We start from the raw sequence: 24,886 nt of genomic DNA, 5'->3' as shown, positions 1-24,886 counted from the left end.
CGGACTCAGTCGAGCCGGGTGGAGGACACCTCGCCCGGCTCGATCATGATCTGGGCCCCGCGCTGCTGCGGAATCGACACCGACCCCTGCTGGAGGGCAACGGTCCGCGCGGGCGCGGGAATCCGGATGCCCTCCTCGCGGTAGCGCTTGTGCAGCTGCTTGATGAACTCGTGCTTGATGCGGAACTGGTCGCTGAACTCGCCGACGCCCAGGATGACCGTGAAGCCGATGCGGGAGTCGCCGAACGTGTGGAAGCGCACCAGCGGTTCGTGCTCCGGGACCGCGCCCTCGATCTCCGTCATGACCTGGGTGACGACCTCGCAGGTGACCCGCTCGACGTGGTCGAGATCGCTGTCGTAGGCCACCCCGACCTGCACCAGGATCGTCAACTGCTGCTCGGGACGCATGAAGTTGGTCATGTTCGTCTTGGCGAGCTCGCCGTTGGGCACGACGATCAGGTTGTTGGAGAGCGCGCGGACCGTCGTCTGGCGCCAGTTGATGTCCTCGACGTAGCCCTCCTCGCCGCTGGCCAGCCGGATGTAGTCGCCGGGCTGGACGGTCTTGGAGGCGAGGATGTGGATGCCCGCGAAGAGGTTGGCGAGGGTGTCCTGAAGGGCGAGCGCGACCGCGAGACCGCCGACGCCGAGGGCGGTGAGCATCGGCGCTATGGAGATGCCGAGGGTCTGCAGGACGACCAGGAATCCGATCGCCAGGACCAGCACCCGCGTGATGTTGACGAAGATCGTGGCCGAACCGGCGACCCCGGAGCGGGACGTGGTGACCGTCCGCACGAGCCCTGCGACCAGCCGGGCCGCCGCCACCGTGACGACGAAGATCAGCAGCACGGTCAGCACCTGGTTGACGGTGTGCTGGACCGCCTTGGTCAGCGGCAGCGCCGCCGCGGCTACGGCGATGCCGCCCGCGACCGCCGCCGAGGGCACCACCGTCCGCAGCGCGGCCACGAGGACGTCGTCGCCGCCCCACTTGGTGCGGTCCGCGTGCTTGCCCAGCCACTTGAGCAGCATGCGCAGCAGGAAAGCCGCCACCAGGCCCGCCACCACGGCGATGCCGGCGCCGACCATGTCGTCCATGGTGAGATCCCGTTGAAATGCCGTCACGTTGCCACCTGTTCGAAAGTGCGGGGTGCGATCGCGTCGGCCGTGTGAAGGTTCCGTGGCCGACGCGACCGCTCATCCTGCCGTATCCGGCACGGGAGTTCGTACCTGACCTCATGCCGGACGGCCCGGTTTCAGACGATGCCCTCGGCGAGTTCGACCTGCTCCCGGTCGGAGTTCGCGGCGGTCGTGGGCGTTCCGTACGACCGCCGGGCCGTCCACCCGATGGGCTTGCTCCACCGCCCAGGTTCCACGGACCCGGCCGAAAACGGCTCCCCGCGCGCAGCCGCAGCAGAGCGGGACGACCTGGCTTTGGACACCAGCACGCGGGGCCCGGAGGTCGACGGTTCGCAGCACACCTCACGGCCCGGCGCGTTCGCCGTCGGCAGTGTGCCGCACCGCGCGGGGAGCGCGGCGACCGCGGCCCGGGAGGGCGCGTATGTGGCGGTGCCGCCCTGGAGACCCGCGCCGGAGCCGAATGCCTCGAACCGCGTCCCCCGGCCGACCGCCTGCCGTACGTCCTGCGCACGGCGACCCCGCTGACCCGCCCCGTCCCGTACCTCACCCAGGACGGCCGCACCCTGCACCGCGCCCGCCTGCGCAGGGCGGCCCCCACCGGACCATCACCCTGACCGCCCGCTGGACCCACCAGGTCGACCCGAGGACGGCCTGGTGCGCGACGCCCGGGTCAGATCACCTTCAGCCGCACCAGCGCACCCAGCGTCAGGGCCCCCGGCACCAGGGGCACCCAGACCGTGATGATCCGGTAGGCGAGCACCACCGCCGTGGCCACGGCCACCGGGCCGCCGGCCGCCACCAGCGCCACCACCAGAGCCGCCTCCACCGAGCCGACCCCGCCCGGTGTGGGCACCAGCGCCACCGCGCAGGTCGCCGCGAGATACGCCACCGCCATGTGCAAGGGCGGCACCGACAACCCCAGCGCCTGCCCCACCGCGGCCAGCCCTGCCGCCTGCAACGCAGGGAAAGCGAGCGAACCGCCCCACAGCGCGAGCGCCCGGGACGGGCGGGTGTGCACCGAGCGGGCCTCGCCCAGCGCGGTCCGCAGGAAGGCAGCCACGGCCGTCCGCACCCGGCGGACACCCGTGAGCACACCCACAGCCACCACGAGCACCGCGCCCAGGCCCAGCAGCAGCGGACCGACCGCGGTGTCGGGCAGCAGCCCGTCCAGGCGCAACGCGTCCGGGAAGGCGACGAACAGTACGGCCAGCAGGGTGAGCCGGCCGATCGACTCCGCCAGCAGATACAGGGCGAGCGCGGCCGAGGAGCGGGCGAGCGAGACACCGCACACGGTCATGAAGCGCAGATTGACCGCCCCCGCGCCGAGACCCGTCGGCAACAGGTGGTTCGCCGCGCCCGCCGCGAACTGCGTCGCCAGCAGCCGCCGCCGGGGCAGCCGCTCCACCACCGCGCCCTGCCGGGTGAAGGACGCGGCCACCCAGGTCAGACAGGTGGCACCGGCCGCGGCGAGGAGCCACGGCCACTCGGCGTGCCGCAGATGGCCGAAGCCCTCGGCGAGCACGGACCGGTGCCGCACCGCCACGACGGTGACCAGCAGGAGCGGGAGCAGACACAGGATCTGGCGGATACGGCGGACGGGGAGGCGCTGGAGAGGGCGTCCCTGGGGGAGTTCTACCGCTGTCACATCGGGAGAGGTTTGCCTCGCCGCGCCAACGGCGGGTTGCGGAAGCGGGGCCAGGGTCTTACGTACGGTCATCGAGTCCTTCGGTCGGGCGGTTGTTGTGCGGACGTTGACCTCAATAACGCTCGAGGTTCTAAGTTCTCTCCCATGAGCATGGAGACCACAGCCTGGACACAGCTGCACAGTGTCATGACCGCCGAGCAGGAGCGCCGCCCGTTCGCCCGCGCGACACTGCGCCGGATCGGCTCGTTCGCCCGCCCGCACCGTACCCGTATAGTCCGTTTCGTCGTACTCGGGGTGGCGACCGCGCTGCTCGCCGTCGCCACGCCCGTGCTGGCCGGACACATCGTCGACGCGATCGTGTCGGGCGACGACGAGGGCAAGGTCGTACGCCTGGCCCTGCTCATCGCCCTCATCGCGGTCGCGGAGGCCGCCCTCGGCGTCCTCGGCAGACGGCTGTCGGCCGCGCTCGGGGAGGGACTCATCCTCGATCTGCGGACGGCTGTGTTCGATCATGTGCAGCGCATGCCGGTCGCGTTCTTCACACGCACTCGTACGGGAGCGCTGGTCTCCCGTCTCAACAATGACGTCATCGGCGCGCAGCGCGCCTTCAGCAACACCCTGTCGGGCGTGGTCAGCAACCTGGTCACCCTGCTGCTGACCCTTGTGGTGATGCTCACCCTGTCCTGGCAGATCACCCTGCTCGCGCTCGCGCTGCTCCCGGTGTTCGTGATCCCGGCCCGCCGCATGGGCAGCCGGATGGCCCGGATGCAGCGGGAGGCGGCCGCGCTGAACGCGGCCATGGGCACGCGGATGACCGAGCGGTTCTCCGCGCCCGGCGCCACCCTGGTCAAGCTCTTCGGCCGCCCCGAGCAGGAGTCCGAGGAGTTCGCGGCCCGGGCTCGTCGCGTGGCCGACATCGGTGTCCGGACCGCCACCGCCCAGTCGGTGTTCATCACCGCCCTGACCCTGGTCTCCGCGCTGGCTCTCGCCCTGGTCTACGGCCTCGGCGGCTGGTTCGCCCTGCGCGGCACCCTGGAACCGGGTGCCGTGGTATCCCTCGCGCTGCTCCTGACCCGCATGTACGCCCCGCTCACCGCCCTCGCCGGTGCCCGCGTCGAGGTCATGAGCGCCTTGGTCAGCTTCGAGCGGGTCTTCGAGGTACTCGATCTGAAGCCGCTGATCGAGGACAAGCCGGACGCCCGAGCGGTCCCCGAGGGTCCGGTCGCCGTCGAGTTCTCGGACGTCCGCTTCGGCTATCCCTCCGCCGACAAGGTCTCCCTGGCCTCCCTGGAGGAGGTCGCCTCCCTCGACACCCGCGGCGGCGCCGAGGTCCTGCACGGCGTCTCGTTCCGCGCCGAACCCGGCCAGACCGTCGCCCTCGTCGGCTCCTCCGGCGCCGGGAAGTCGACCGTCGCGCAACTGCTGCCGCGGCTGTACGACGTGGACGAGGGCGCCGTACGCATCGGCGGCGTCGACGTCCGCGACGTGACCGCCGGGTCCCTGCGGGCCACCCTCGGCATGGTCACCCAGGACGGCCATCTCTTCCACGACACGGTCCGCGCGAACCTGCTGCTGGCCCGCCCGGAGGCGGCCGAGGCCGAGCTGTGGGACGCCCTGCGCCGCTCCCGCCTGGACGATCTCGTACGGTCCCTGCCGGACGGTCTCGACACCGTGGTCGGCGAGCGCGGCTACCGGCTCTCCGGCGGCGAGCGTCAGCGCATGACCATCGCCCGTCTCCTGCTGGCCCGCCAGCGGGTGGTCATCCTCGACGAGGCCACCGCCCACCTGGACAACACCTCGGAGGCCGCCGTCCAGGAGGCGCTCGCCGAGGCGCTGGAGGGCAGGACGGCGATCGTGATCGCCCACCGGCTGTCCACGGTCCGCGCGGCCGACCAGATCCTGGTGGTCGAGGACGGGCGGATCGTGGAACGGGGGACGCACGAGGAACTGCTCGTGCTCGACGGCCGGTACGCGGAGCTGTACCGGACCCAGTTCGCGTCGCACGACGACGGGGTGACCGAGACCGTCGTGGCGTAGCCCGTCAGGCGTTCTCAGGGAGTCAGGGGACGAGCCGGTGCTGGTGGCCGGCGCGCCATTCGGCCGGCAGGACGGCGGCGTCGTCGTCCAGGCGGCCGCAGTGGTGGTCGAGGACGGCGTGCATCAGCCGACGCAGGGTCTCGTGCAGGGTCTGGCGGCCGGAGTGGTGGCGGACGACGAAGTCGGCACGCTCACGGCCGAACCGCCGTCCCTCGGCATCGCGGGCGTCGACGATCCCGTCGGTGTGCAGCAGCAGCCGGTCGCCCGGCTCCATGACGATGTTCTTGGCCGCCGACTCGGTCCCGGGGCGGGGTGGGCAGGGGCCACGGCCTCGGCCGCCTTCGGAGCGGTGGCCATGGAGGCCGGACGGGCCTTGTCCGCGTGGCGGCGGATGTGGTTGAACTCGTACCGCTCCTCGGCGCGGGCGTGTTTCATCACGTCCACGCGTGCCTCTCCGCACCCGTGCGGTGTCCCCGGGCGGTTTGCCTCTCCGGGGACGGGCCTGCCGGGTACCCCTGGCCGTGAGTCCTCAGTCCGGCTCCAGAGCCACCGTGGTCGTGACCCGGGTCAGAGCGGGCCTCCTCGGCACGGATCCGAATCCGAAGCGCACCGGCGGAACGACGGGTGCCATCGCACCGAGGTCGTCTCCGTCGAAGACCGCCGACACCGCGTGGATCGGCCGCAGGTCCCGGGCGCCGTACCACTCCCGGCGGCCCGCTCGCGCACTGCCACGGGTGCGTACGCCGGGCAGCAGCACGCGGGCCGGAAGGGACGTGAGCGTGCACCAGCCCGGCCGTCCGGCGAGCACGCCGGGCACCGCGCACAGCAGCAGCCCGAGGAGTCGTCTGCGGCCCGTCACGAAACACAGGTCGAGCGGCCCCGCGGCGACCCTCCAGGTCCCGTCCGCGACGCGCACCCGGACCGGGACGACGCGTACGGTGTCGAACGCGTAGGTGCCGCCGACGAATTCCGCCGTCTGCCGGGTGGGGGCGAGCAGCAGCCGTTCTCCGTCGGGCCGCTCCACCATCACGTCGCTGAACGGCCCGAACGGCGACCGCGGCCAGTGCCCCAGCACGATGCGGGTCCCGGACGCCGTGCCCAGGCCGGCGATCCAGCCGTCGAAACGCAGCCGTCCGCCACGCAGGGCCCCGCCGGGCGGCCCACTCACGAGAAAAGGCGCCGGGAGGGCCCGAGCTCGCCTGCGGAGGAGAAGTGCACGACGGGCTCGTCGAGCGGGGCGGGCGGGACCACCGCGGCGGTACGCGTCTGCTCCAGCACGTCGACGGCCGCGGTGATCAGCGGCCAGGGTTCGTGTTCCACGGTCGTCTCCCAGAGGTGGCCCAGCCGACGGGTGCCCCGCGCGAGGCCAACCTCGATGGACTCGTACAGGATCAGCTCGCGGGGGAGCAGGGCCCGCACCGCGACGTCATCGACCCGTTGCCGCGCCACGGCAGGCAACAAGGCCCGGCGAACCCAAGTGGGGTCGCCGGGCCTTGCCGCACAGCGCGATCAGGCGGGGCGGATGTTCTCCGCCTGCGGGCCCTTCTGGCCCTGGGTCACGTCGAACTCGACCTTCTGGCCTTCCTGCAGCTCGCGGAATCCCTGGGCGGCGATGTTGGAGTAGTGGGCGAAGACGTCAGGGCCGCCACCCTCCTGCTCGATGAAGCCGAAGCCCTTCTCGCTGTTGAACCACTTGACAGTGCCCTTGGCCACGACAGTCTCCTTCGAGGGAAACCGGGCCCGCACCCTGCGTGCCCGGAGGTGATCGCCCTGGTCCGGAGAGGCGCTGAAACGCAAGAACGCCCGTGATGGCGATCACGGGCGAACGGGACTTCGGAACCACGACTGCTAGGTCATGACGCTACACCCGGGGAGCGGCAGCCGCCATCAGGACGGGCCCCGTGTCGGCGTACTTCCAGCCATCGGCCGCCTCCACCGCGGTCCCGGCACCCGGCGCCGGGGGCCTGTCTCTGACCAGGCGGCTTGGCCACGTCGGGTGACGTTGCGGAGATGCGGGGAAGAAGTTGCGACAGCCGATGGGAGGTTGCTGTGGAGGGTGGAGATCTGGAACTGGGCGAGTTGCTGGCCGCTGCGGAAGCGGCCCCGCCCGGTGAGTCCGTCGATGTGGTGGCCCGCGACCTGCAGAAGCGGTTCGGTGCGCAGCGGGTGTCCTTCCTGTTCGTCGACCTCATCGGTCAGCGGCTGGTACGGCTCGCCGCGATCGACGACGAGGTCGCGGACCAAATCGAGCCGATCGACCTTCAGGGCAGTGTCTACGACAGCGTGCTGCGCAGCCAGCGCCAGCATGTGGAGCCGGACGGCCAGGACGGACAGCGCGTCATCACGCCCGTCACCAACCGCGGCGACTGCATCGGCGTCCTGGAGGTGACGCTGCAGTCCGTGGACGACACCGTGCTGCGGCAGGTCCGCGACGCGGCACACACGCTGGCCTACATCATCGTCACGGACGGGCGCTTCACCGACCTCTACCACCTGGGCCGGCGCACCACCGAGACCAGCCTGGCCGCGGAGATCCAGCACCAGCTGCTTCCGTCGGCCCCCTGCTGCGAGGCGGCCCAGTTCACCCTCGCCGCCGGGCTGGTCCCGGCAGACGACATCGGCGGCGACACCTACGACTACACCCTCGACCGCGACACCCTGCACCTGTCCATCACGGACGCCATGGGCCACGACACGAACTCCGCACTGCTGGCCACCTTGCTGGTCGGCGCGCTGCGGCGGGCTCGCCGCAGCGGCTGCGACGCCCTCAAGCAGGCTCATCACGCCCACCAGGCCCTGCTGAGCCACAGCCGCGGGCTGGCCACCGGACAGTTGCTGTGCGTCGACCTCGAAACCGGCCTGTGCGAACTGGTCAACGCCGGCCACCCCTGGCCGCTGCGGCTGCGTGACGGCACCGTCGAAGAGGTCAAGCTCGCCGTCAACCTGCCGTTCGGTGTGGCGGCACCCGCCTCCTACCGCGTCCAGGAAGTGCAACTGCGTCCCGGAGACCGTCTGATCCTTCTCACCGACGGCATGCAGGAGCGCGGTGCCGCGGCCGCCGACCTGGCCTCGGTCATTCACGAGACACGCGCGCTGCACCCGCGAGAAGCCGTCAGGGCCCTGACCGGCGCGGTCCTCGATGCCTGCCACGGCAGCCTCAGGGACGACGCCACGGTCCTGATCCTGGACTGGCACGGCGATCGCCGCCGACCGGTCGAGACCGGCTCCGGGGAGAGACCGGAGAGACCCGACGGCTCGTAGGGCTACTCCGCCGCCGTCCTGCACGCTGTCGTCGCCTACTCTCCACCGGAAGGAGATACTGGGGAGCAAGACGGCAGGCAACCAGGAGTGACTGCGTGGACAGTTCAGGGAAGGCGGACGCGCCGACGGCATCGTCGGGCCCGCCCGGGGGCGCTCTACGCATGCTCCCGCTGACGGACCGGCCCGGCTGGCAAGCGGCAGGCGAGATCAGTCTGCTCACCCGCCCGGCCTGGGAGCGGACGCTGGACCACCTTGCCCGGAGCGACGAAGAGACGTGCCACTTGGAGCTTTCAGCGGTCACCTTCGTCGACGTCGCCGGTGTCTCCGCCCTGGCGATGACCGCCCAAGGCCTTTCGCAGGGGCGACGCATCGTGCTCGAGGAGCCGCCCGCCACCCTGCGGCGCGTTCTGGACATGTTCTGGCCGGACCTGCTTACTGTCGAGGTGATGGGGCGATGACGGCTCCCAGCGTCGAACCGTTCGTTCACCCCGCCTTGTTCTACCGAGGCGAGGAGGAGTATCTGCACGGCACGGTGCCTTTCGTCCGCGAGGGCCTGAAGGCCGGGGAGCCGGTGGCGGTGGCCGTCCCGGGGCCGAACCTCGCCATGCTCAAGGAGGCTCTGGGCGAGGACGTCGCGCACGTGAAGTTCCTCGACATGACCGAGGCGGGGCGCAACCCGGGGCGGATCATCCCCAGGGTGCTGCGCGCCTTCGCGGACACCCATCGCCGGACGCGGGTGCGGATCATCGGTGAGCCGATCTGGGCCGGCCGCAGCACCGTGGAGTACCCGGCGTGCGTCCAGCACGAGGCACTGATCAACCCGGCGTTCCAAGGCCGGGACGTCACCATCCTGTGCCCGTACGACGCCGACCACCTCGACGAACAGGTGCTCACCGACGCGTACGCGACCCATCCCCTGATCATCTCCGGCGGCAGGGAACGGCCCAGCACCGCCTACGCTCCCGAGCAGGTGGTCGCACGCTACAACCAGCCCCTGGAGCAGCCGGCGGCGGCCGAGGAACTCGTCTTCGACGCCGACCGGTTGCCGAGCGCCCGGCTCTTCGCCGTCGAACGGGCCGCGCGGTTCGGTCTTTCCGGTGGCCGCCTGGAGGACGTGGCCCTGATCGTGGCCGAGCTGACCACCAACAGCGTTGTGCACGGCGGGGGTTCCGGCATCCTGTGGGTGTGGGCCGACGAGGGCCGAGTGGTGTGCGAGGTGCGCGACCACGGGGCCCTGAACGATCCGCTCGCCGGCCGCCGCCCGCCCGCACCGGACAGGCTCGGCGGCCGGGGCCTGCTGCTCGTGCACTCCCTCGCCGACCTCGTACGCATCCACACCGGCCCCGACGGAACGGTCGTTCGCAGCTACATCGGTCAGCACTGATCCCTTCCGTACAGCCACCCGCCACGCATGTCACGAGCGGAGGCCACCACGCACGGTGACCAGCGTCCTCGGACCCTCCCCGAAACGGTCCACGACCGGCCGCAGGGGCGTTCAGGCCGCGGTGACACGGGAGTTGACCCGCCGCATCCAGACCCGGTCGGTGTGCCACATGGGGTGGTGCGGGGCCGCGTACGACGTCGCCCTGGCCCCCCACTGCCCCCTCGGCCCGATCGCCCTGGCCGCAAGCCTCCAGATCGCCTTCTCCGTGCCGAACTTCCTCATCCAGGAACAGAGCATGGGCATCCACTACAACCAGCGGTGCGACCTGCTGGAGTACGTGATGGACCCCGAACCCTTCCGCTTCCAGGAGGGATACGCCGTCGCCGGCTCCCGCCCCGGCCTCGGCGTCGACATCGACGAAAACGCGGTACGCCGGGCCGCCGAGACCGGACACCGCTGGCGCAACCCCGTGTGGCGGGGAGCAGACGGTGCGTTCACCGAGTGGTGAGCACCCTCAGGCCCCCGCACCCCGAACCCAAGGAGAGCCCGCTCCCATGAACCTGGTGGAATCCCTCCGAGCCCACCGCCTGTTGGCGATCGTACGGGGCAAGGATCCCGTCGCGGCCCTGCGGACCGTACGCACCCTCACCGAGGCGGGCATCCCGGCCGTCGAGGTCTCCCTGACCACGGCCGACGCCCTGGCCGTCATCAGGCAGGCCCGCGCCGAACTCGGCCCCGACGCGCTCCTCGGCGCCGGAACCGTGCGCACGGCCGAGGACGCCGCACGCGCCGTCGACGCCGGTGCGTCCTACCTCGTCACCCCGGCACTGGTCGAGGGACTGGCGTCGTACGGCGTACCCGTGCTGATGGGGGCCCTGACCCCGAGCGAGATCGAACAGGCCCTCGCACGGGGCGCCGACGCCATCAAACTCTTCCCCGGCTCGCTCGGCGGGCCCGGCTATCTGCGCGCTCTGCGGGATCCCTTCCCCGAGGTGCCCTTCGTTCCCGTCGGCGGAGTGGACGCGCAGGCCGCACGCGACTACCTGGACCGGGGTGCCCTCGCCGTGGGCGTCGGCTCACCCCTCGTGGGGGACGCGGCCGACGGCGGCGACCTCGCCGGACTCCGCGCCCGGGCAGCCGAGTTCCGCGCGGTGGCCGCGGGGGAGACGCCATGACGACCCCGGACGCACCGGAGGTCGTCACCTTCGGCGAGACCATGGCGGCGCTCCGGGCCCGGGGCGCGCTGCGGCTCGGCGGCAGCCTCGGCCTGTCCGTCGCGGGAGCCGAGTCCAACGTCGCCATCGGCCTCGCCCGGCTCGGACACCGGGTGCGCTGGGCGGGCCGGGTCGGCGCGGACGAACTCGGCGCGCTGGTCCTGCGCACCCTGCGCGCCGAGGGCGTCGACATCAGCCACGCGGTCACCGACGACACCGACCGGGCCACCGGACTGCTGCTCACCGAACCCCGCCTCGGCACGCTCACGCGCGTCAGCTACTACCGCGCCGGTTCCGCCGGTTCGGCCGTCTCACCGGCCGACGTCCTGCCCGCACTGGTTCCCGGATCCCGCATCCTGCATCTGACCGGCATCACCCCCGCGCTCAGCCCGTCGGCTGCCGAGGCCGTCCTGGCCGCCGCCGCATCCGCCCGCGAGGCCGGCATCACCGTCTGCCTCGACGTCAACTACCGCTCCAAGCTGTGGACCGCCGATCGGGCCCGCGCCGCCCTCCGCCCGATCCTGGCTCACACCGACCTGCTCATAGCCTCCGAGGACGAGCTGGCACTGGTGCTGGAACGGCCCTGCGCAGACGAATCCCAGGCCTTGCACAGCCTCCTGGCCGCAGGCGTCAACGAGGTGGTCGTCAAGCGTGGCGCACACGGCGCGACCACCTTCACGTCCGACGGGGCGATGGACCGCGCCGCTCGACAGGTCGACGCGATCGACCTGGTCGGCGCGGGCGACGCCTTCGTGGCCGGATACCTGTCCGGACTTCTCGACGGTGCGGACATCCCGGCGCGGCTGCACCGAGCCGTCACCACCGCGGCCTTCGCCGTCGCCACCCGGGGTGACTGGGAGGGCCTTCCGACGCGGGACGAACTCGGGCTGTTCGACCAGCCCGACGGCACGACGATTCGCTGAACAGGAGACCGAACGTGACATCAACGGCAGCGCCCGCGAAGGTCGTCGTCGATGGGGGGTACGAACTCGCCGAGGGCAGCCGCTGGTTCGACGGTCGCTAGGTGTACGTCGACATCCTCAGCGGTCGGCTCCTCGAACTGCGCGACGACACCGAGCCGACTCGACTCGCCGGTCTCGACGTACCGTTGGGGGCCGTCGCGCCGGTGCACGGCCGACCGGACACCTGGATCGCCACCGCGGGCACCGGCATCGCGCTGCTCACCCCCGACGGCGCCCTGGACTGGCTGGACCGACCCGAGGACCGCACCCCGTTCCCCAGCCGCATGAACGACGGCGTCGCCGACCCCGCGGGTCGCTTCTGGGCCGGCAGCATGGCCTACGACGGCACCCCCGGGGCGGGTTCGCTGTACCGCACGGACCCCGACGGCACGGTGGCACGCGTCCTCGACGGCCTGACCATCGCCAATGGCCCGGCGTTCACCGCGGACGGCACCACCATGTACCTCGCCGACACGGCCGCCGGAACCATCCTGCGCTGCCGGATCGACCCGCTCGGGCGATCTCCTGGGCAGCCCGGAAACCTTCGCCCACCTGCGTGACGACGAAGGCAGCCCCGACGGTATGACCGTCGACGCGGAGGGATGTCTGTGGGTCGCCCTGTGGGGCGCCGGGGCGGTCCGCCGCTACCACCCCGACGGCCACCTCCTCCACACCCTGACCGTCACCGCCCCGCATCCCACGTCGGTGTGCCTGCCCCCCGACGCAATCGCCTGTTCGTCACCACGGCCGCCACGGGGTGAAGAACCCGACCGCGTACTCCGGCGCGGTGCTCGACTTCCCGGCGCCGGTCCGGGGAACGGCGGGCTCTTCCTGGCGGGGCCGGCTCTGAGATTGACGACCTGAGTTGACGTCGATAAGTTATCGCCGTTAACTCAGACGGGAGCAGCCTGTGCCCACACTTGAAGCCGAAGATGTCTACGCGCTGGCGCCGTACGCCAAGACGCTCGGAGTCGTGTTCGAGGAGATCTCGGAAGTCGGCGTGCGAGCCAGGCTGGTGCACGACCTCTCCCTCTCCACCGTGGGTGGTGGCCTCCATGGAGGGGCGTTGATGGGGCTCGCCGATGTGTGTGCCGCCGTGTGCGCCGCCCTCAACGGTCCAGCCGGCGCCGCGCCGGCCACTGTCGAGTCGAGCACGCACTTTCTCCGGCCGGCACGCACGAGCGTCGTCGCGACGGCTCGTCCCTTGCGGGTGGGGCGCAACAGTGTCGTCGAGGTCAACATCCATGATGACGAAGGCGAACTGTGCGCACGGGTGACCCAAGTGGTCACGAGCGTCAAACCGAAGGCGCCCTGATGCCCGGTGACGCACCGTCAGAACATCGCGCCGCTCGAGTTCGCGCCGCCAAGGGGCACGGCGGCCTGCTCCGGAACCAGCTTCTCGACATCGCCGACCACCTCCTCGAAGACGGTGGCGCCGACGCGCTGACGATCCGGGCAGTGGCGACGCGCGCGGGGGTCAGCCCGCCGGCCGTCTACCTCCACTTCGCCTCGAAGCGGGAACTCGTCCATGCGGCGTGCCTGCGTGTGTGGAGCTCCCTGTTCATCGAGTTGGAAGCAGTGTCCCGGGACATCGCGGACCCCGTGACGGCGCTCCATGAAACGTGTGCCGCCTACATCGCGTTCGGACTGCGTCATCCATCCCCGTACCGATTGGTGATGGCCGGTGAGGCCACCGAAGCCAGCCGCCAGAACGAGGACGCGTGCTTCCGCTATTTCCGGGACAAGGTCGCGGCCTGTCGTGATGCCGGGGTCCCTGTGGAGAGCAAGACCGAAACCGCCAGAGTGCTGTGTGCCGGCGTGCACGGGGCGGTTTCTCTTCTGATCCACCAAGAGCGCGATGCCTGGCCTTCGGACAGGGACCGGTATGTCAGACGGGCGGCGTCCTCAGCCGTCCATGGCGCCCTTCTCACCGCGTCCCAGGCGTCCACACCCTCGATCGCCGATGTGCTGCGCTTGGGCTGAAGTGCGGGTGCCGCGCCCTGCGCAGGCTTGGCATGTCCGGGACCGGCGGTCCCTCGTCGTCGGCAGCACCGGCGGTATCGGTGGTCTTGGCGGGAACGCGACCTCCGCGAGGAGGTCGCGTACTACTTCGCCGTGAAGGGCGCGGACATCGCACCCAGAGAGAGCGACGGGACATCAGTCCGCATCGCGCGCAGATTGATTCCGAAGTCGCCTGATCCGGTGCAGAGCGCGGCGCCTCAGGGCTTCTGCCAGCCGAAGCGGCCGGCTTTGCTGCACGATGTGTTCCGCTGCTGCGAGGCCGAAGCCCACGGCAAGCTCGCGAGCTTGCATGCCCGTGTACCAGCTCTCGGGCGTGGGAGTTATGCCAGAGACGTCCAAACGCTCTTGACCTCGGTATACAGGTCGAGCGCGCCGCTCCCCATCTCGCGGCCCCAGCCACTGGCGCCGAAGCCGCCCCAGGGGGCCGAGGCGTCCACGGGGTTGGGCATGTTGATGAAGACCGTTCCGGCGCGGATGTTCCCGGCGAGGCGGTGGGCGGCGGCCACGTCACGGGTCCAGACTGCGGCTGCGAGGCCGTATTCGGTGTCGTTGGCGCGGGCGACGGCCTCGTCCTCGTCGTCGTAGGGAAGGACGCAGAGCACGGGGCCGAAGATCTCCTCGCGGGCGATGCGCATGTCGTCGCTCACGCCGGTGAAGACGGTGGGTCGGTAGAAGTAACCGGGGAGGTCTTCGGCGCGAGATCCGCCGGTGAGCAGGGTCGCCCCCTCCTCGACGCCGCTGCGGACCAGTGCGTCGACATGGGCGAGGTGGTCGGCGGTGACCAGCGGGCCGAGTTCCGTCTCCGGCGCGCTGCCCGGTCCGATTCTCATCTCGCTGACGGCCTTGGCGCAGCGTTCGGCGAACTCGTCGGCGAGGGAGCGGTGGACGAGGAAGCGGGTGTATGCGGCGCACACCTGGCCGCTGTTGAGGAGCGCACCCTGCAGGCAGCCGGCGACGGCCGCGTCGAGATCGGCGTCGGGCAGCACGATGCTCGGCGCCTTGCCGCCCAGCTCCAATGAGACCCGCTTCAGATTGCCGGCCGAGGCCCGCACGATCGCGCGGCCGGTCTCCGTGGAGCCGGTGAAGGACACCTTGTCGACGCCCGGGTGCTCGACCAGGGCGCGGCCGGCCTCCGGGCCGCCGGTCAGCAGGTTCACCACACCGTCCGGCAAGCCCGCCTCCTGGCACAGCTCCACCAGCCGGACCGTCGTCATGGGTGTCTGTTCGGCGGGCTTCACGATGACCGTGTTGCCGCACGCCAGGGCGGGTGCGATCTTCCAACTCGCGATCATGAGCGGGAAGTTCCAAGGCGTGATGAGGGCACAGACGCCGACCGGCTCCCGCTTCGTGTACTGCAGCACGTTCGGGAAGGACACGGGCGCCGTCTCACCGTAGAGCTTGGTGACCCATCCGGCGTAGTAACGGAAGTGCTCCGCCGCGCTCCTGACGCTCACCATCCGTGAGATCCCGAGCGGCTGGCCCTGATCGCGGGTCTCCAACTCGGCCAGTTCCTCGGCGTGTTCGTCGATCAGGTCGCCCACGCGCCACAGGACGCGGGCGCGTTCGGCGGGCGCGAGTCCTGCCCAGGCGGGGCTTTCGAGCGCCGCGCGGGCGGCGGTGACGGCGTCGTCCACGTCAAGTGGCCCGGCCTCGGCGCAGCGGGCGTGCGGCTGGCCGGTCGCCGGGTCGACGGTGTCGAACTCGGCGCCGGAGGCGGCCGACAGCCAGGTGCCGCCGATGAAGAGGGTCTGCCCCATTGCTGTACTCCCCATTGCTGTGCTCCTCATCGCTGTGCGTCGAATTCCTGTGGATCGAGGACGAAGCCGGCACACCGCTCGCCGATCATGACCGCGGGCGCGTGAGTGTTGCCGGAGGTGACGGCCGGCATGACGGAGGCGTCGGCGACCCGCAGTCCCGTAAGGCCGTGGACGGCCAGGCGGGGGTCGACGACCGCTGCGGAGCCTGTGCCCATGCGGCAGGTGCCGACCTGGTGGTGGTAGCTGAGCAGGTTGCGCTTGATGTATGCGGCGATCTCGGCGTCCGTGTGGATGCCCGGACCCGGCGCGATCTCCTTCGACCGCCAGTCGCCGAGTGCGCGCTGCGCCCCTATCTCGCGGACTTGCTTGACCGCTTCCACCATGGCGGTGAGATCGCCCGGCTCGGCGAAATGGTTCGGGTCGAGCGCCGGTGCCTGCGTGGGGTCGGCGGAGCGCAGCCAGAGTCGGCCCCTGCTGAGCGGTCGGATCGTGCCGGCCAGCACGGAGTAGCCGTGGCCCTCCTCCGGCACCGTCTGCCCCGACACGGGCAGCGGTACGTGGGACATGAGGGGCTGCAGGTCGGGTGCGGGCAAGGATGGGTCGGTCTTGGCGAAGTAGTGGGCCTCCAGCTTGTTCGCTGTGCCCTCGGGCACAGCCCTGGCGGACTCCCACACCACCGGCGTCAGGGTGTGGTCGTGCAGATTCCCGCCCACCCCGGGCAGGTCGGCGGTCACACCGATGCCGAGGGCGCGCAGCTCGTCGGCGGGGCCGATGCCGCTGAGCAGCAACAGCTGCGCCGAGCCGATGGTGCCGGCGGACAGGACCACATCACCCGAGCAGCGGACGGTGTCCGTGTGGCCCTCGTGGAACACCTCGACGCCGACGGCGCGGCCGCCTGCGACGAGGACGCGGGTGACCAGCGCTCCGGTCCGTACCGTGAGGAGGGGGTTGTCGAGGACCGGCTGTACGAAGGCTGTCCAGGCGCTGACCCGTCTGCCGTCGCGGATGGTGCGGTGGATGAGGTTCACGCCGAGGATCTCTTCGGCGTTGCAGTCGTCGTTGTAGGGGATTCCGTACTGCTCGCAGGCCGCCATGAACGCACTGGTGACGGGGTTGGGCGAATGGTTGCGGGTGACGGGCAGGGGGCCGCCTGCGCCGTGGTAGGCGGAGGGGCCGTCCTCGAAGTCCTCCGAGCGTTTGAAGTAGGGCAGCACCTCGTCGTACGACCAGCCGGTCGCGCCGTACCGCATCGCCCAGTCGTCGTAGTCGGAGCGGTGGCCCCGGACGTAGATCATGCCGTTGAGGGCGCTGGATCCGCCGAGGACCTTGCCCCGCGGCCAGAACACCTGGGCCCCGTTCGCGTGCCGTTGAGGCTCGGTGGTGAAGGCGTGATCCTGGGGGGAGTTCCAGAGCTCCCACAGGCGGCCCGGGTCGTGGATGGCCGGGTTGTCGTCCCGGCCGCCCGTCTCGATCAGCAGAACGCTTCGGCCGGCGTCGATGAGCCTGCGCGCGACGGCGCAGCCCGCGGACCCGGCGCCGACCACGATGTGGTCGTATTCGGTGTGTGCGGCTCGCATGCGGTGAGCGTCGCTCCATCAGCCGGGTGCAGGCTTGTGGTCCTGTGCACGATGCCTTGCGGCGGCGGGCACAAAGGGCTGGCCGGCTCCTTCTCGCCGCTACAGGCGGCGTGCACGGCGAAGACGGTGCTGACGCCGACGGTCGGCTACGGGCGCTGGGGCGTCATGCGCGCCTCACGCGGGCTCACGCCGTACGCGCACTTGAAGGCGTGACTGAAATACGCGGGGTCGGGGTAGCCCCAGCGGCCACCGATGGCGGCGACCGCCAGATGGGCCAGCGCGGGGTCGGCGAGATCGCGGCGGCACTGGGCAAGGCGCCGCTCCCGGATCCAGCCGGAGACGGTGTGTCCCTGCTCGGCCAGGAGCTTGTAGAGGTATCGGCGGGAGATGTGGTGGGCGGCGGCGATCTCGTCGGGACCGAGGTGCGGATCGGGCAGCCGCTGCTCCATGTACATCAGGATCCGCCGGGTGAGTGCGTCCCGGCCTTCCTCGCGGACATCCCGCGGGACCTCGCCGTACGGTGCCAGGAGAGTCTGGAGCAGGTCGACGACGGTGTCCGCGAACCGTGGCGCCGCCACGCACTCCAGCTCCTCCACCTGCTGCGCCAGCCCTCCCAGGAAGGGCAGAACGACCGGCCCGATACCTGTCTGGCAGGGCACAGGGACCGCCGTGACTCGCTCGAGCCCTTGCTCGGGGAGCCTGAGCAGGGCTCTGGGCAGCATGAGGACGAGCTGACGATAGGTGTCCTGGAACTCGAGTGTGTAGGGAAAGCGGGTGTCGTAAAGCGCCAGTCCGCCCGGCTGCAGGAGCACCTGCCGGTCATTCTGCGCCAGCACACACTGCCCCGACAACTGCAGGCTCACCTTCACGAAGTCCGGCAGATCGGGGTCGATGTGCCGACGCGTATGAGCCACACCGTGGGCATTCGCTTCGACGACCGAGACCTGCACCGGGCCGAGCCGGGCGCTGCGCAGACGCCCTCGGAAGTCCGGCGTCTCGCGGGGCACCGCCTCCAGGGGGACGAAGCTGTTTCCGATGAGCGTCCGCCAGAAGTCGAAGCGTTCTGCAGGAGTCCCGTCGGGCGGCGTGGTCATGGTGGGCACGGGAGTCCTCCTTCCGTCGGATTGGCGCACAGTACGACAAAACAGGTGTCTTGGCATACAGCCGTCGCGTCCCCCGGTGCAGGGACAGCCTCCGCCCTTGGCCCGGCCGCTCCCAGAGGTCGTCGAACCGACGAAATGACTCCGTGGCGAGCGCGAGAACCCGGCGCGCTTCTCGGTGATGGCGGAGGGCCGGGTGTACAGGGTGGCGTGGCCGTGGACGGCGCGGACGGAGCTTCCGACAGCAGGTGAACCGTGCACGCCTTTCCGGGTGGTCTCGGCGATCTCACCGAGTGAGCATGTGGTTCTGTCCTTGAACGGTTGCGCCCGGGAGGGCGGTGGAGTCACCTGCTGGGAACGCGGCCGGTTTCGCCGGTCGTTCCCGGGTCGGCTGTGGACCGGGTCAGGCCGCCTCGGCCGACTCCGGCCCGACGGCACCCACCTCGGTCGGCAGGGCCTGCTCGCACCAGATGGTCTTGCCCGTCGAGGTCTGCCGGGTCCCCCATCGCTGCGTCAGCTGGGCGACGAGCAGCAGGCCTCGTCCCCCCTCGTCGAACACCCGAGCTCGCCGCATGTGCGGCGCGGTAGTGCTCGCGTCCGAGACCTCGCAGGTCAGCACGTGGTCATGGATCAGCCGCAGCTGGATCGGGGGCGCGCCGTACCGGATGGCGTTCGTCACCAGCTCGCTGACCACCAGTTCGGTCACGAACGCGGCCTCCTGCAGACCCCAGGACACCATCCTGCGCACGCTCTCCGAACGCACCCGCGACACAGCCGCCGCGTCTGCCGCGATATCCCACGCCGCGACCCGCCGCCCGTCCAGCGCCCTGGTCCGCACCAGCAACAACGCCGCGTCATCGACGGGGCTGTTCGGCAGCGCCGTCCTCACCACGTGTTCGCACACGTCCTCCAGCGAGTCGGCGGGCACGGTCAGCGCTGTTCGCAGCACCTCCAGGCCCGCGTCCAGGTCGCGCTGTCGGGCCTCGACCAGGCCGTCGGTGTACAGCGCCAGCAGACTTCCCGGCGACAGCGTCACCTCTACCGACTCGAACGGCACACCTCCCAGGCCGAGCGGCGGTCCGGCCGGGACCTCCAGGAAGCCGGCCGCCCCGTCAGGTGCCACCAGAACAGGCGCCGGGTGACCGGCCCGGGCCAGCGAACACCGCCGCGACACCGGGTCGTACACCGCGTACAGACACGTCGCACCGATGTTCGTCGCCAGATCGTCGTCCCGGTCACCGTCCGACTCCGCGGAGAGCTGGATCACCAGGTCGTCCAGTCGGGTCAGCAATTCGTCCGGGGTCGGATCCACGTCCGCGAGGGTACGTACGGCGGTTCGAAGCCGCCCCATCGCCGCCGCCGCGTGGATCCCGTGTCCCACCACGTCCCCGACCACCAGGGCCACCCGCTCACCCGACAGACGGATCACGTCGTACCAGTCGCCCCCCACCCCGATGCTCGGTGACGCGGGCAGATAGCGCGAGGCCACCTGCACCGCCGACTGGTGCGGCAGCCGGCGCGGAAGCAGACTTCGCTGAAGCGCGAGTGCCGCCGTCCGCTCCCGGGTGAACCGCCGCGCGTTGTCCAGGCACACCGCCGCCCGGGCCACCAGATCCTCGGCCAGGGGGAGGTCGCCGGGCTCGAAGGGCTCTGGAGTCTCGCGGGTTCGGGTGAGCATGACCACGCCGAGCGTCGTTCCGCGGGCCCTGACGGGCAGTAGCATCCACGAGTGCGTCCCGAACCGGGCGATCTTCGCCTGCCGGGCCGGGCTCAGGGCCGCCCAGGCGCGGATCACCGGGTCCTCGGTCCGGTACATCGCCGAGCGTCCGCTGGCCAGGCACAGTGCCGCGGGTGAGTTGACGAGATAGACGTCGGAGTCGCCGGCGGTGGTCTGCGCCTCCAGAACGCCCTCGAACAGGTTCAGCTCCGCGATCCGGCGCAGCCGGACGGCCCCGGCGATCGGCCCGGGAGCGGGCTCGTCTCCCCTGAGCAGGACTTCCAGCAGGTCGACGCGGGCGAAGTCGGCGAACCGGGGCACCACCACCTCGGTCAGCTCCCGGCCGGTCTGGGTCACGTCCAGGGTGCTGCCGACGCGGACGCTCGCGTCGTTCAGCAGGGCCAGGCGCTCTCGGTCGCGGCTGGCGCGGGTGACGTCCGTCACGGTGGTGCAGACACCGAGCGTCTGGCCCCGTTCGTCCCGCAGTGGCGTCGCGGAGACACCGAAGACCCGGGTGGGGGACGCCGCCGGGTTGCTGCCCCTGATCTCGTCGGTCTGCTCCTCGCCCGTCAGCAGAGCCCGCCGTACCCGCTCCTCCCACCTCGCCGCGTCCGGGGCGGGCAGAACATCGGTGAGGCGGCGCCCGCGCCGTTCCTCGTCGGAGAGTCCGCTCAGGCGGCGCATCCGGTCGCTCTGCCACACACAGCGCAGGTCGGTGTCATAGACCGTGAGTGCCAACGGCGAGGCTTCGAGGGTCCACGTGGACAGCGCCTCCCGCTCCTGTAGCGCGTCCCCTGTCGGCGGTGGGCCGACGACCAGGATTGAACCGGGCCTCGTTTCGCACCCGGCCATGCCATCGGCCAGTGGGTAGCTGGAGACCGGCAGCGTCAGCAGGCTCCCGTCCCTGTCCCGCACGGGGAGCGCCATGTGGCGTTCCTCGGGGCCCGCGGCGTCCTCCAGCCCCAGCAGCTCCGCGACCGGCTGCCCCGCGGCCTCCGCGGCCGTGTGGCCCAGCAGCTGTTCCGCCCCCCGGCTCCACCCCGTGATCAGGCCGTCATGGTCGGTCACGACCAGCCCGAGGGCGCGCGATGTGTCCATGCGTCCAGCGTGGTGCCCGCGATGCCCATAATCAACCTGTATGGTCACCGCCAGCCGGTGGGGTCCGGGCCGTGAACCCCGGCCGCGGGCCGTGGTCGAACCCCGCGCAGGCGGCCAGCGCTCGGCCGATCGCGCGGCCCGTTTCGGTGAGCAGCCGGTCGTAGGTGACGGACAGGACCAGTCGCAGCGTCTGCTCGGCGTCGAGGCGGAACCAGGAGCCGACGGTCCGCAGCCCGTGCGGGGTGAGCCGCCACAGCTTGTCAGCGTCCTTGACCACTGCGTCGTCGGCGTTGAGGGCGTGCCGCCGGGTGTCGTGGCCGTCGACGATCTCCGTGATCCGCGCGGTGACGTCCTGCGGGTATCCGAGGTCGGTGAGGATGCGGTGGGCGATGACGGAGCCCTCGGTCTCGTGTCGGCGGACGGTCTCGGGGTCGTGGGAGCCGGGGGCGATGGCGGGCAGGATGCGTGCCGGGTCGACGGTCTTCCAGCCGGTGTCGTGCAGCAGGATCGCGGGGAGCACCACTTCGGCGCGGGCCTGCGGCATCGCGGTCAGCAGCGCGCCCGCGAGGCCGTAGGCGTGGAGTGAGTGCGCGTCGTTGTCCCGCACGTCGAGATACGGCAGGGCTCGGTCCCAGATCTCCTGTTCGACCCCGGTCAGGCGCACCAGCGCGGGCACCTTGTCCGCCGGGGGGACGAGCGACGGGACGAGCGGGAGGACAGGAAGCGGTGTGGGGGGCATGCCGGTCTCCTTTTGGTGCGGGCAGACTCAGTCGAGGACGGTGACGGTGCCGGCCGTGCCGTCGACCCGGATCCGCTGCCCCGTCCTGATACGGGTGGACGCCGACCCGGTCCCCGTCACAGCGGGCAGGGAGTACTCGCGGCAGACGATGGCGGCGTGCGACATCACCCCGCCTATGTCGGTCACGGTGGCTCGTATCCGCCCGAACACCGGGGCCCAGCTGGGCGCGGTGACCGGCGCGACGAGGATCTCTCCGTCCTGTACGAGATCCAGCTCGGCGGGGCCGCGGACGATCCGGGCCGGGCCTTCCGCGCGTCCGGGTGAGGCGGCCAGGCCGATCAGGTCACCGGTGGTGTCCAGGTCCGTCAGCCAGGACCGGACGCGTTCGCTGGTGATGCCCCACAGCATGATGCTGAACGGTTCCGTGACGGCCGCCGGCGGCCGGTTCAGCGCCGGTTCCGGGCGCCGGGACGCGAGGGCACGCACGATTCGCCGCCGCCGTTCCACCTCGGGCGGCCAGTGGTCGGGGCCAAGGGGCGCGGAGCCCCGCGCCCAGCCGGACGCGAAGTCGAACAATGCGACGCGGGCCTCGTCGCGCGTGAGGTACAGCATGTCGTTCTCGCCGGGCCAGAAGCCCGCCCGGTGCAGGAGTGCGGACAGTTGGCGGGTCTTGCGCCAGAAGACGCCCATGGTCCAGTGCTCGATGTAGAAGTTGTGGTTCTCCACATACGGGTAGACCTGTCGGGCGAGCCGCAGTTTGGCTTCGAAGTCCGCGCGCTGTGCGGGGTCGAGCAGGGCGGCGTACTCGCCCGTGATCCGGTCTCGTTCGGCGACGAGTTCGGCCACGCGCCGATCGATGTACTCGCCCCGGCGCAGCCGCAGGACGTAGTCATGGATGTAGCCCAGGGGGAGCGCGGGATCGTCCCGCCAGTACCGGTCGTCGGCATAGAAGCCGTTGCCGGAGGTGAAGTTGAACCACGGGTCGCGGGCCGTCTCCCAGGCAACCAGCCAGTCCTCGCCCCTCGGCGCCGACGCGACGGTGTCGAGGGTGTCCTGGCCGGGGGCCGGTCCGGGGGCGGTCAGCAGGTGGTCCAGGCCGAGTTCGACGGCGAGTTTCGCCAGTCGCTTCAGCTCGTCGTCCGGGCGGAACAGTTCCATGTCCACGCCTTGGACCATGGTCGCGACGGCCTGGTCGGGGATACCGGGGAACCACTGTCTGCACGCCTGGAAGAGGTCCAGGTAGGCCGCGTAGCCGAGGTTGAGGAACTCGAAGTGGTACTGCCAGGCCCGATGGCACAGCGCCAGGAGCCTGTCGTACCCGCCGAGCAGGGTGTCGGTCGCGTCCAGCCCGGTGCCGCGCTCGATCTCCTCGTACGGCTGGGCGTCGGGCAGTTCGCCGAACCGGAGAGCCTCCAGCTCCCGGATCGTGGCGAGAACCTTGCGTTTCCAGTTGACCAGCAGCGCGTCCCAGTGCTTGAAGTAGTACCCGGCGCGCCGGAGGAACTCCGGCACCCTCGCCGCCGCCTCGTCCGGATCGACCGTGACCGGGCTGTGGTAGACGTAGCCCTGGTGGATGCGGCATTCCAGGCCGTTGGCGGGCGGTACGAGGAAGTACCGGGTGTTGAACTGGCCCAGGCACTTCGTCGACAGTTCGGGGCCGATCGTCTCGAACGGTTTGAGCACCGTGGGCCAGTGCTGGCTGTCGCAGAACCAGAACTTCGCCTCCTCCATGGCACGCCGCTCGGGCTGGAAGAGCACGTTGTAGGGGTACAGGCTCCGCCAGTCCTCGGCTCCCTCGGGCGCCGGCTGCTCGTAGGGGCTGGGGAAGCTCGTGTGCTGTCCGGACGACGTGCGCTGCTGGGTCGCCATGCGAGATCCCTTCGTCGGGCCGATGATGGCTGGGCCTGGGGTCGAGTCGCTCAGGTCGGGAGGGTCCCGAGTCCGAGCATGGTGTCGGCGATGCTGGAGACGCCCGCCCCGGGCACCACCGCGGCTCTCGCGCGTGGTCTGCGACTCCAGAACGTCTCGGACCGCGCCTGGAGCAGCAGCACTCGGGGGCCGCCGTCCGGGAGCAGGGCCGCGTCACAGGCGATGGCCCACTCGATGTCCTGCGGGCAGCCGTAGTGGCGCTCGACTCTCTTGGCCAGCTCGGCGACCGCGGTGATTTCGGCGGGCGCCAGGCACGCCTGCCTCCGTCGGGCGTCCTCGACCGCACGTCGGACGAGGCCGTGCCCGTCCGGAGCGAGGACCAGCTCGTGGTGGATCGGCGACAGGGTCGTCTTCACGGGAACGAGCAGCACCTTGTCCACGACGTAGTTGTCGGGGGTCGTCCCGCCGGACACCACCGGGTCGCCGAGTCCCCAGGCGGCGTCGATGACGATCTTCGACGGGTCGCCGTCGGCCGGGTTCACGGTCAGGGCCACACCGGCGGTGCGGGCGTCGACCATTGCCTGCACGCCGACCGCCATGCTCAGCCCCAGCTCGGGCACCCCGCGTGCGGCACGGTAGGTGATCGCCCGTGCCGTCCACAGGCTCGCCCAGCAGCGGCGTACGGCGTCGACGACGGCGTCGGCCCCGCGGACCCCCAGGTACGTGTCGTACTGCCCGGCGAAGCTGATGGCCGGCAGGTCCTCCATCTCGGCGCTCGACCGCACGGACACGGGGACGTCCCCGGCCGCCCCGAGGACTCGGTAGGCCGCGGTGACGGCCGTAGCGACCGGGGGCGGTACGGGCCGGCCTGTGATCAGCCCGCGGACCTCGGCGGCACGCCTTTCGGTGTCGGCCGTGTCGGAGGGGTCGAGCCCGGCGAGGACGGAGCCGATCTCCGCACGAGGACCGCCGCCGTCGAGTACGGCGTCGAAGGCATCAGTGGTCACCGCGAACCCGGGCGGCACCGGTACCCCGCAGCGGGTCATCGTCAGCAGACCGGCGCACTTGCCGCCGACCCGGGCGGTGGAGGGATCGGCACCGGAATCGAATGCGAGGGTGTACTGGTCGGTCATGGAAGGGTTCTCCGCACTGACACGGCTGCACGGCATCCCCCATTGAGCTTACGGCGTGTGTGCGGCGACGGCAGTCGGTGGCCCGGCAGGCGTCGTGCCAGGCGGAAGTCCACCCGACGTGGGTTACGTTTCCGCAGGTCAGTGAATTCCGTTGGTAACCCGGGACCTTCGCCCCTGCCAGGAAATCGGCCCCGGCTCCCGCCTCGCATCAGAGGTGGAGACAGGGCCGATCGCGTGG

The 24,886-nt window shown here is 71.0% G+C and carries 23 protein-coding genes and 2 pseudogenes; 11 read left to right on the top strand and 14 right to left on the bottom strand.

What is annotated here, in order from left to right:
- Nucleotides 1–5 precede the first annotated feature (5 nt).
- The 3 genes and pseudogenes from OG841_RS06615 to OG841_RS06605 form a co-directional block, all read right to left on the bottom strand.
- Nucleotides 6–1,091, bottom strand: coding sequence for a mechanosensitive ion channel family protein (locus OG841_RS06615; protein WP_328643725.1), 1,086 nt, complete (start codon nt 1,089–1,091; stop codon nt 6–8).
- A gap of 158 nt (nt 1,092–1,249) precedes the next feature.
- Nucleotides 1,250–1,416: pseudogene (locus OG841_RS06610) on the bottom strand (amino acid permease); the annotation flags it as partial.
- A 387-nt stretch (nt 1,417–1,803) separates the two neighbouring features.
- Nucleotides 1,804–2,778 carry a lysylphosphatidylglycerol synthase transmembrane domain-containing protein gene (locus tag OG841_RS06605; protein WP_328642319.1) on the bottom strand — a complete coding sequence of 325 codons (975 nt, stop codon included), beginning with the start codon at nt 2,776–2,778 and terminating at the stop codon, nt 1,804–1,806.
- Between the two features lie 150 nt (nt 2,779–2,928).
- Between OG841_RS06605 and OG841_RS06600 the strand changes: the two genes are divergently transcribed.
- On the top strand, nt 2,929–4,815 hold the full coding sequence (locus OG841_RS06600) for an ABC transporter ATP-binding protein (protein ID WP_328643726.1): 1,887 nt from the start codon (nt 2,929–2,931) through the stop codon (nt 4,813–4,815).
- Between the two features lie 22 nt (nt 4,816–4,837).
- On the opposite strand, the gene OG841_RS06595 is transcribed toward OG841_RS06600, so the two are convergent.
- The 4 genes from OG841_RS06595 to OG841_RS06580 all read right to left on the bottom strand — a co-directional run bounded on the left by OG841_RS06595 (nt 4,838) and on the right by OG841_RS06580 (nt 6,528).
- Nucleotides 4,838–5,089 carry a SpoIIE family protein phosphatase gene (locus tag OG841_RS06595; RefSeq protein WP_328642320.1) on the bottom strand — a complete coding sequence of 84 codons (252 nt, stop codon included), beginning with the start codon at nt 5,087–5,089 and terminating at the stop codon, nt 4,838–4,840.
- Nucleotides 5,090–5,344: 255 nt separating this feature from the next.
- The gene (locus tag OG841_RS06590; protein ID WP_328642321.1) at nt 5,345–5,983 is read right to left on the bottom strand and encodes a hypothetical protein; all 639 of its coding nucleotides are present in this window, start codon (nt 5,981–5,983) and stop codon (nt 5,345–5,347) included.
- On the bottom strand, nt 5,980–6,264 hold the full coding sequence (locus OG841_RS06585) for a DUF2071 domain-containing protein (protein ID WP_328642322.1): 285 nt from the start codon (nt 6,262–6,264) through the stop codon (nt 5,980–5,982). Before OG841_RS06585 ends, OG841_RS06590 begins: the two co-directional genes overlap by 4 nt.
- Before the next feature lie 60 nt (nt 6,265–6,324).
- Nucleotides 6,325–6,528 (bottom strand): cold-shock protein, encoded by a 204-nt coding sequence (locus tag OG841_RS06580; RefSeq protein ID WP_007379522.1) that lies wholly within the window; start codon nt 6,526–6,528, stop codon nt 6,325–6,327.
- A gap of 336 nt (nt 6,529–6,864) precedes the next feature.
- Here OG841_RS06580 and OG841_RS06575 point away from each other — a divergent pair, with 336 nt between their 5' ends.
- From OG841_RS06575 to OG841_RS06530, 10 genes and pseudogenes are all read left to right on the top strand, one after another.
- Nucleotides 6,865–8,076 (top strand): PP2C family protein-serine/threonine phosphatase, encoded by a 1,212-nt coding sequence (locus OG841_RS06575; RefSeq protein WP_328642323.1) that lies wholly within the window; start codon nt 6,865–6,867, stop codon nt 8,074–8,076.
- A 161-nt stretch (nt 8,077–8,237) separates the two neighbouring features.
- Nucleotides 8,238–8,534 (top strand): STAS domain-containing protein, encoded by a 297-nt coding sequence (locus OG841_RS06570; RefSeq protein ID WP_328642324.1) that lies wholly within the window; start codon nt 8,238–8,240, stop codon nt 8,532–8,534.
- Nucleotides 8,531–9,460, top strand: coding sequence for a sensor histidine kinase (locus OG841_RS06565; RefSeq protein ID WP_328642325.1), 930 nt, complete (start codon nt 8,531–8,533; stop codon nt 9,458–9,460). The genes OG841_RS06570 and OG841_RS06565 overlap by 4 nt, the downstream gene beginning before the upstream one ends.
- A 190-nt stretch (nt 9,461–9,650) precedes the next feature.
- Nucleotides 9,651–9,968 (top strand): annotated as a pseudogene (locus tag OG841_RS06560) (enolase C-terminal domain-like protein); the annotation flags it as partial.
- A gap of 46 nt (nt 9,969–10,014) precedes the next feature.
- Nucleotides 10,015–10,635 (top strand): bifunctional 4-hydroxy-2-oxoglutarate aldolase/2-dehydro-3-deoxy-phosphogluconate aldolase, encoded by a 621-nt coding sequence (locus OG841_RS06555; protein WP_328642326.1) that lies wholly within the window; start codon nt 10,015–10,017, stop codon nt 10,633–10,635.
- On the top strand, nt 10,632–11,597 hold the full coding sequence (locus OG841_RS06550) for a sugar kinase (RefSeq protein WP_328642327.1): 966 nt from the start codon (nt 10,632–10,634) through the stop codon (nt 11,595–11,597). The genes OG841_RS06555 and OG841_RS06550 overlap by 4 nt, the downstream gene beginning before the upstream one ends.
- Before the next feature lie 101 nt (nt 11,598–11,698).
- Nucleotides 11,699–12,196 (top strand): SMP-30/gluconolactonase/LRE family protein, encoded by a 498-nt coding sequence (locus OG841_RS06545; protein ID WP_371563984.1) that lies wholly within the window; start codon nt 11,699–11,701, stop codon nt 12,194–12,196.
- Nucleotides 12,197–12,218: 22 nt separating this feature from the next.
- Nucleotides 12,219–12,500 carry an SMP-30/gluconolactonase/LRE family protein gene (locus tag OG841_RS06540; RefSeq protein WP_371563982.1) on the top strand — a complete coding sequence of 94 codons (282 nt, stop codon included), beginning with the start codon at nt 12,219–12,221 and terminating at the stop codon, nt 12,498–12,500.
- 46 nt (nt 12,501–12,546) lie between these two features.
- On the top strand, nt 12,547–12,951 hold the full coding sequence (locus OG841_RS06535) for a PaaI family thioesterase (protein WP_328642328.1): 405 nt from the start codon (nt 12,547–12,549) through the stop codon (nt 12,949–12,951).
- The gene (locus OG841_RS06530) at nt 12,951–13,619 is read left to right on the top strand and encodes a TetR/AcrR family transcriptional regulator (protein WP_328642329.1); all 669 of its coding nucleotides are present in this window, start codon (nt 12,951–12,953) and stop codon (nt 13,617–13,619) included. The genes OG841_RS06535 and OG841_RS06530 overlap by 1 nt, the downstream gene beginning before the upstream one ends.
- A gap of 359 nt (nt 13,620–13,978) precedes the next feature.
- On the opposite strand, the gene OG841_RS06525 is transcribed toward OG841_RS06530, so the two are convergent.
- From OG841_RS06525 to OG841_RS06495, 7 genes are all read right to left on the bottom strand, one after another.
- Nucleotides 13,979–15,430 (bottom strand): aldehyde dehydrogenase family protein, encoded by a 1,452-nt coding sequence (locus tag OG841_RS06525; RefSeq protein WP_365118725.1) that lies wholly within the window; start codon nt 15,428–15,430, stop codon nt 13,979–13,981.
- Nucleotides 15,431–15,441: 11 nt separating this feature from the next.
- The gene (locus tag OG841_RS06520) at nt 15,442–16,992 is read right to left on the bottom strand and encodes a GMC family oxidoreductase (protein ID WP_371563979.1); all 1,551 of its coding nucleotides are present in this window, start codon (nt 16,990–16,992) and stop codon (nt 15,442–15,444) included.
- Between the two features lie 146 nt (nt 16,993–17,138).
- Nucleotides 17,139–18,086 (bottom strand): helix-turn-helix domain-containing protein, encoded by a 948-nt coding sequence (locus tag OG841_RS06515; protein ID WP_371570591.1) that lies wholly within the window; start codon nt 18,084–18,086, stop codon nt 17,139–17,141.
- Between the two features lie 409 nt (nt 18,087–18,495).
- On the bottom strand, nt 18,496–20,907 hold the full coding sequence (locus OG841_RS06510) for a SpoIIE family protein phosphatase (protein WP_371563977.1): 2,412 nt from the start codon (nt 20,905–20,907) through the stop codon (nt 18,496–18,498).
- Between the two features lie 31 nt (nt 20,908–20,938).
- Entirely contained in the window at nt 20,939–21,646 is a 708-nt protein-coding gene (locus tag OG841_RS06505) for an HD domain-containing protein (RefSeq protein WP_371563975.1), read from the bottom strand.
- Nucleotides 21,647–21,673: 27 nt separating this feature from the next.
- Complete coding sequence (locus OG841_RS06500; protein ID WP_328642334.1) at nt 21,674–23,515, bottom strand: PEP-utilizing enzyme; 1,842 nt, start codon at nt 23,513–23,515, stop codon at nt 21,674–21,676.
- Between the two features lie 50 nt (nt 23,516–23,565).
- Nucleotides 23,566–24,648, bottom strand: a complete 1,083-nt coding sequence (locus tag OG841_RS06495) for a PEP/pyruvate-binding domain-containing protein (protein ID WP_328642335.1) — start codon at nt 24,646–24,648, stop codon at nt 23,566–23,568.
- Nucleotides 24,649–24,886: the final 238 nt, after the last annotated feature.

Origin of the sequence: Streptomyces canus (assembly GCF_041435015.1) — a bacterium.
GTDB classification, from domain to species: domain Bacteria; phylum Actinomycetota; class Actinomycetes; order Streptomycetales; family Streptomycetaceae; genus Streptomyces; species Streptomyces canus_G.
The sequence above is the reverse complement of the archived record's forward strand: the minus strand, read 5'-3'. Positions and strand labels throughout refer to the sequence as shown.

Excerpts from the sequence above, each read along its gene's own strand:
- OG841_RS06615 (WP_328643725.1), bottom strand. The coding sequence starts at position 1,091 with ATGGACGACATGGTCGGCGCCGGCATCGCCGTGGTGGCGGGCCTGGTG.
- OG841_RS06600 (WP_328643726.1), top strand. The coding sequence starts at position 2,929 with ATGGAGACCACAGCCTGGACACAGCTGCACAGTGTCATGACCGCCGAG.
- OG841_RS06595 (WP_328642320.1), bottom strand. The coding sequence starts at position 5,089 with ATGGAGCCGGGCGACCGGCTGCTGCTGCACACCGACGGGATCGTCGAC.
- OG841_RS06570 (WP_328642324.1), top strand. The coding sequence starts at position 8,238 with ATGCTCCCGCTGACGGACCGGCCCGGCTGGCAAGCGGCAGGCGAGATC.
- OG841_RS06565 (WP_328642325.1), top strand. The coding sequence starts at position 8,531 with ATGACGGCTCCCAGCGTCGAACCGTTCGTTCACCCCGCCTTGTTCTAC.
- OG841_RS06555 (WP_328642326.1), top strand. The coding sequence starts at position 10,015 with ATGAACCTGGTGGAATCCCTCCGAGCCCACCGCCTGTTGGCGATCGTA.
- OG841_RS06550 (WP_328642327.1), top strand. The coding sequence starts at position 10,632 with ATGACGACCCCGGACGCACCGGAGGTCGTCACCTTCGGCGAGACCATG.
- OG841_RS06540 (WP_371563982.1), top strand. The coding sequence starts at position 12,219 with ATGACCGTCGACGCGGAGGGATGTCTGTGGGTCGCCCTGTGGGGCGCC.
- OG841_RS06530 (WP_328642329.1), top strand. The coding sequence starts at position 12,951 with ATGCCCGGTGACGCACCGTCAGAACATCGCGCCGCTCGAGTTCGCGCC.
- OG841_RS06525 (WP_365118725.1), bottom strand. The coding sequence starts at position 15,430 with ATGGGGAGTACAGCAATGGGGCAGACCCTCTTCATCGGCGGCACCTGG.
- OG841_RS06520 (WP_371563979.1), bottom strand. The coding sequence starts at position 16,992 with ATGCGAGCCGCACACACCGAATACGACCACATCGTGGTCGGCGCCGGG.
- OG841_RS06515 (WP_371570591.1), bottom strand. The coding sequence starts at position 18,086 with ATGACCACGCCGCCCGACGGGACTCCTGCAGAACGCTTCGACTTCTGG.
- OG841_RS06510 (WP_371563977.1), bottom strand. The coding sequence starts at position 20,907 with ATGGACACATCGCGCGCCCTCGGGCTGGTCGTGACCGACCATGACGGC.
- OG841_RS06505 (WP_371563975.1), bottom strand. The coding sequence starts at position 21,646 with ATGCCCCCCACACCGCTTCCTGTCCTCCCGCTCGTCCCGTCGCTCGTC.
- OG841_RS06500 (WP_328642334.1), bottom strand. The coding sequence starts at position 23,515 with ATGGCGACCCAGCAGCGCACGTCGTCCGGACAGCACACGAGCTTCCCC.
- OG841_RS06495 (WP_328642335.1), bottom strand. The coding sequence starts at position 24,648 with ATGACCGACCAGTACACCCTCGCATTCGATTCCGGTGCCGATCCCTCC.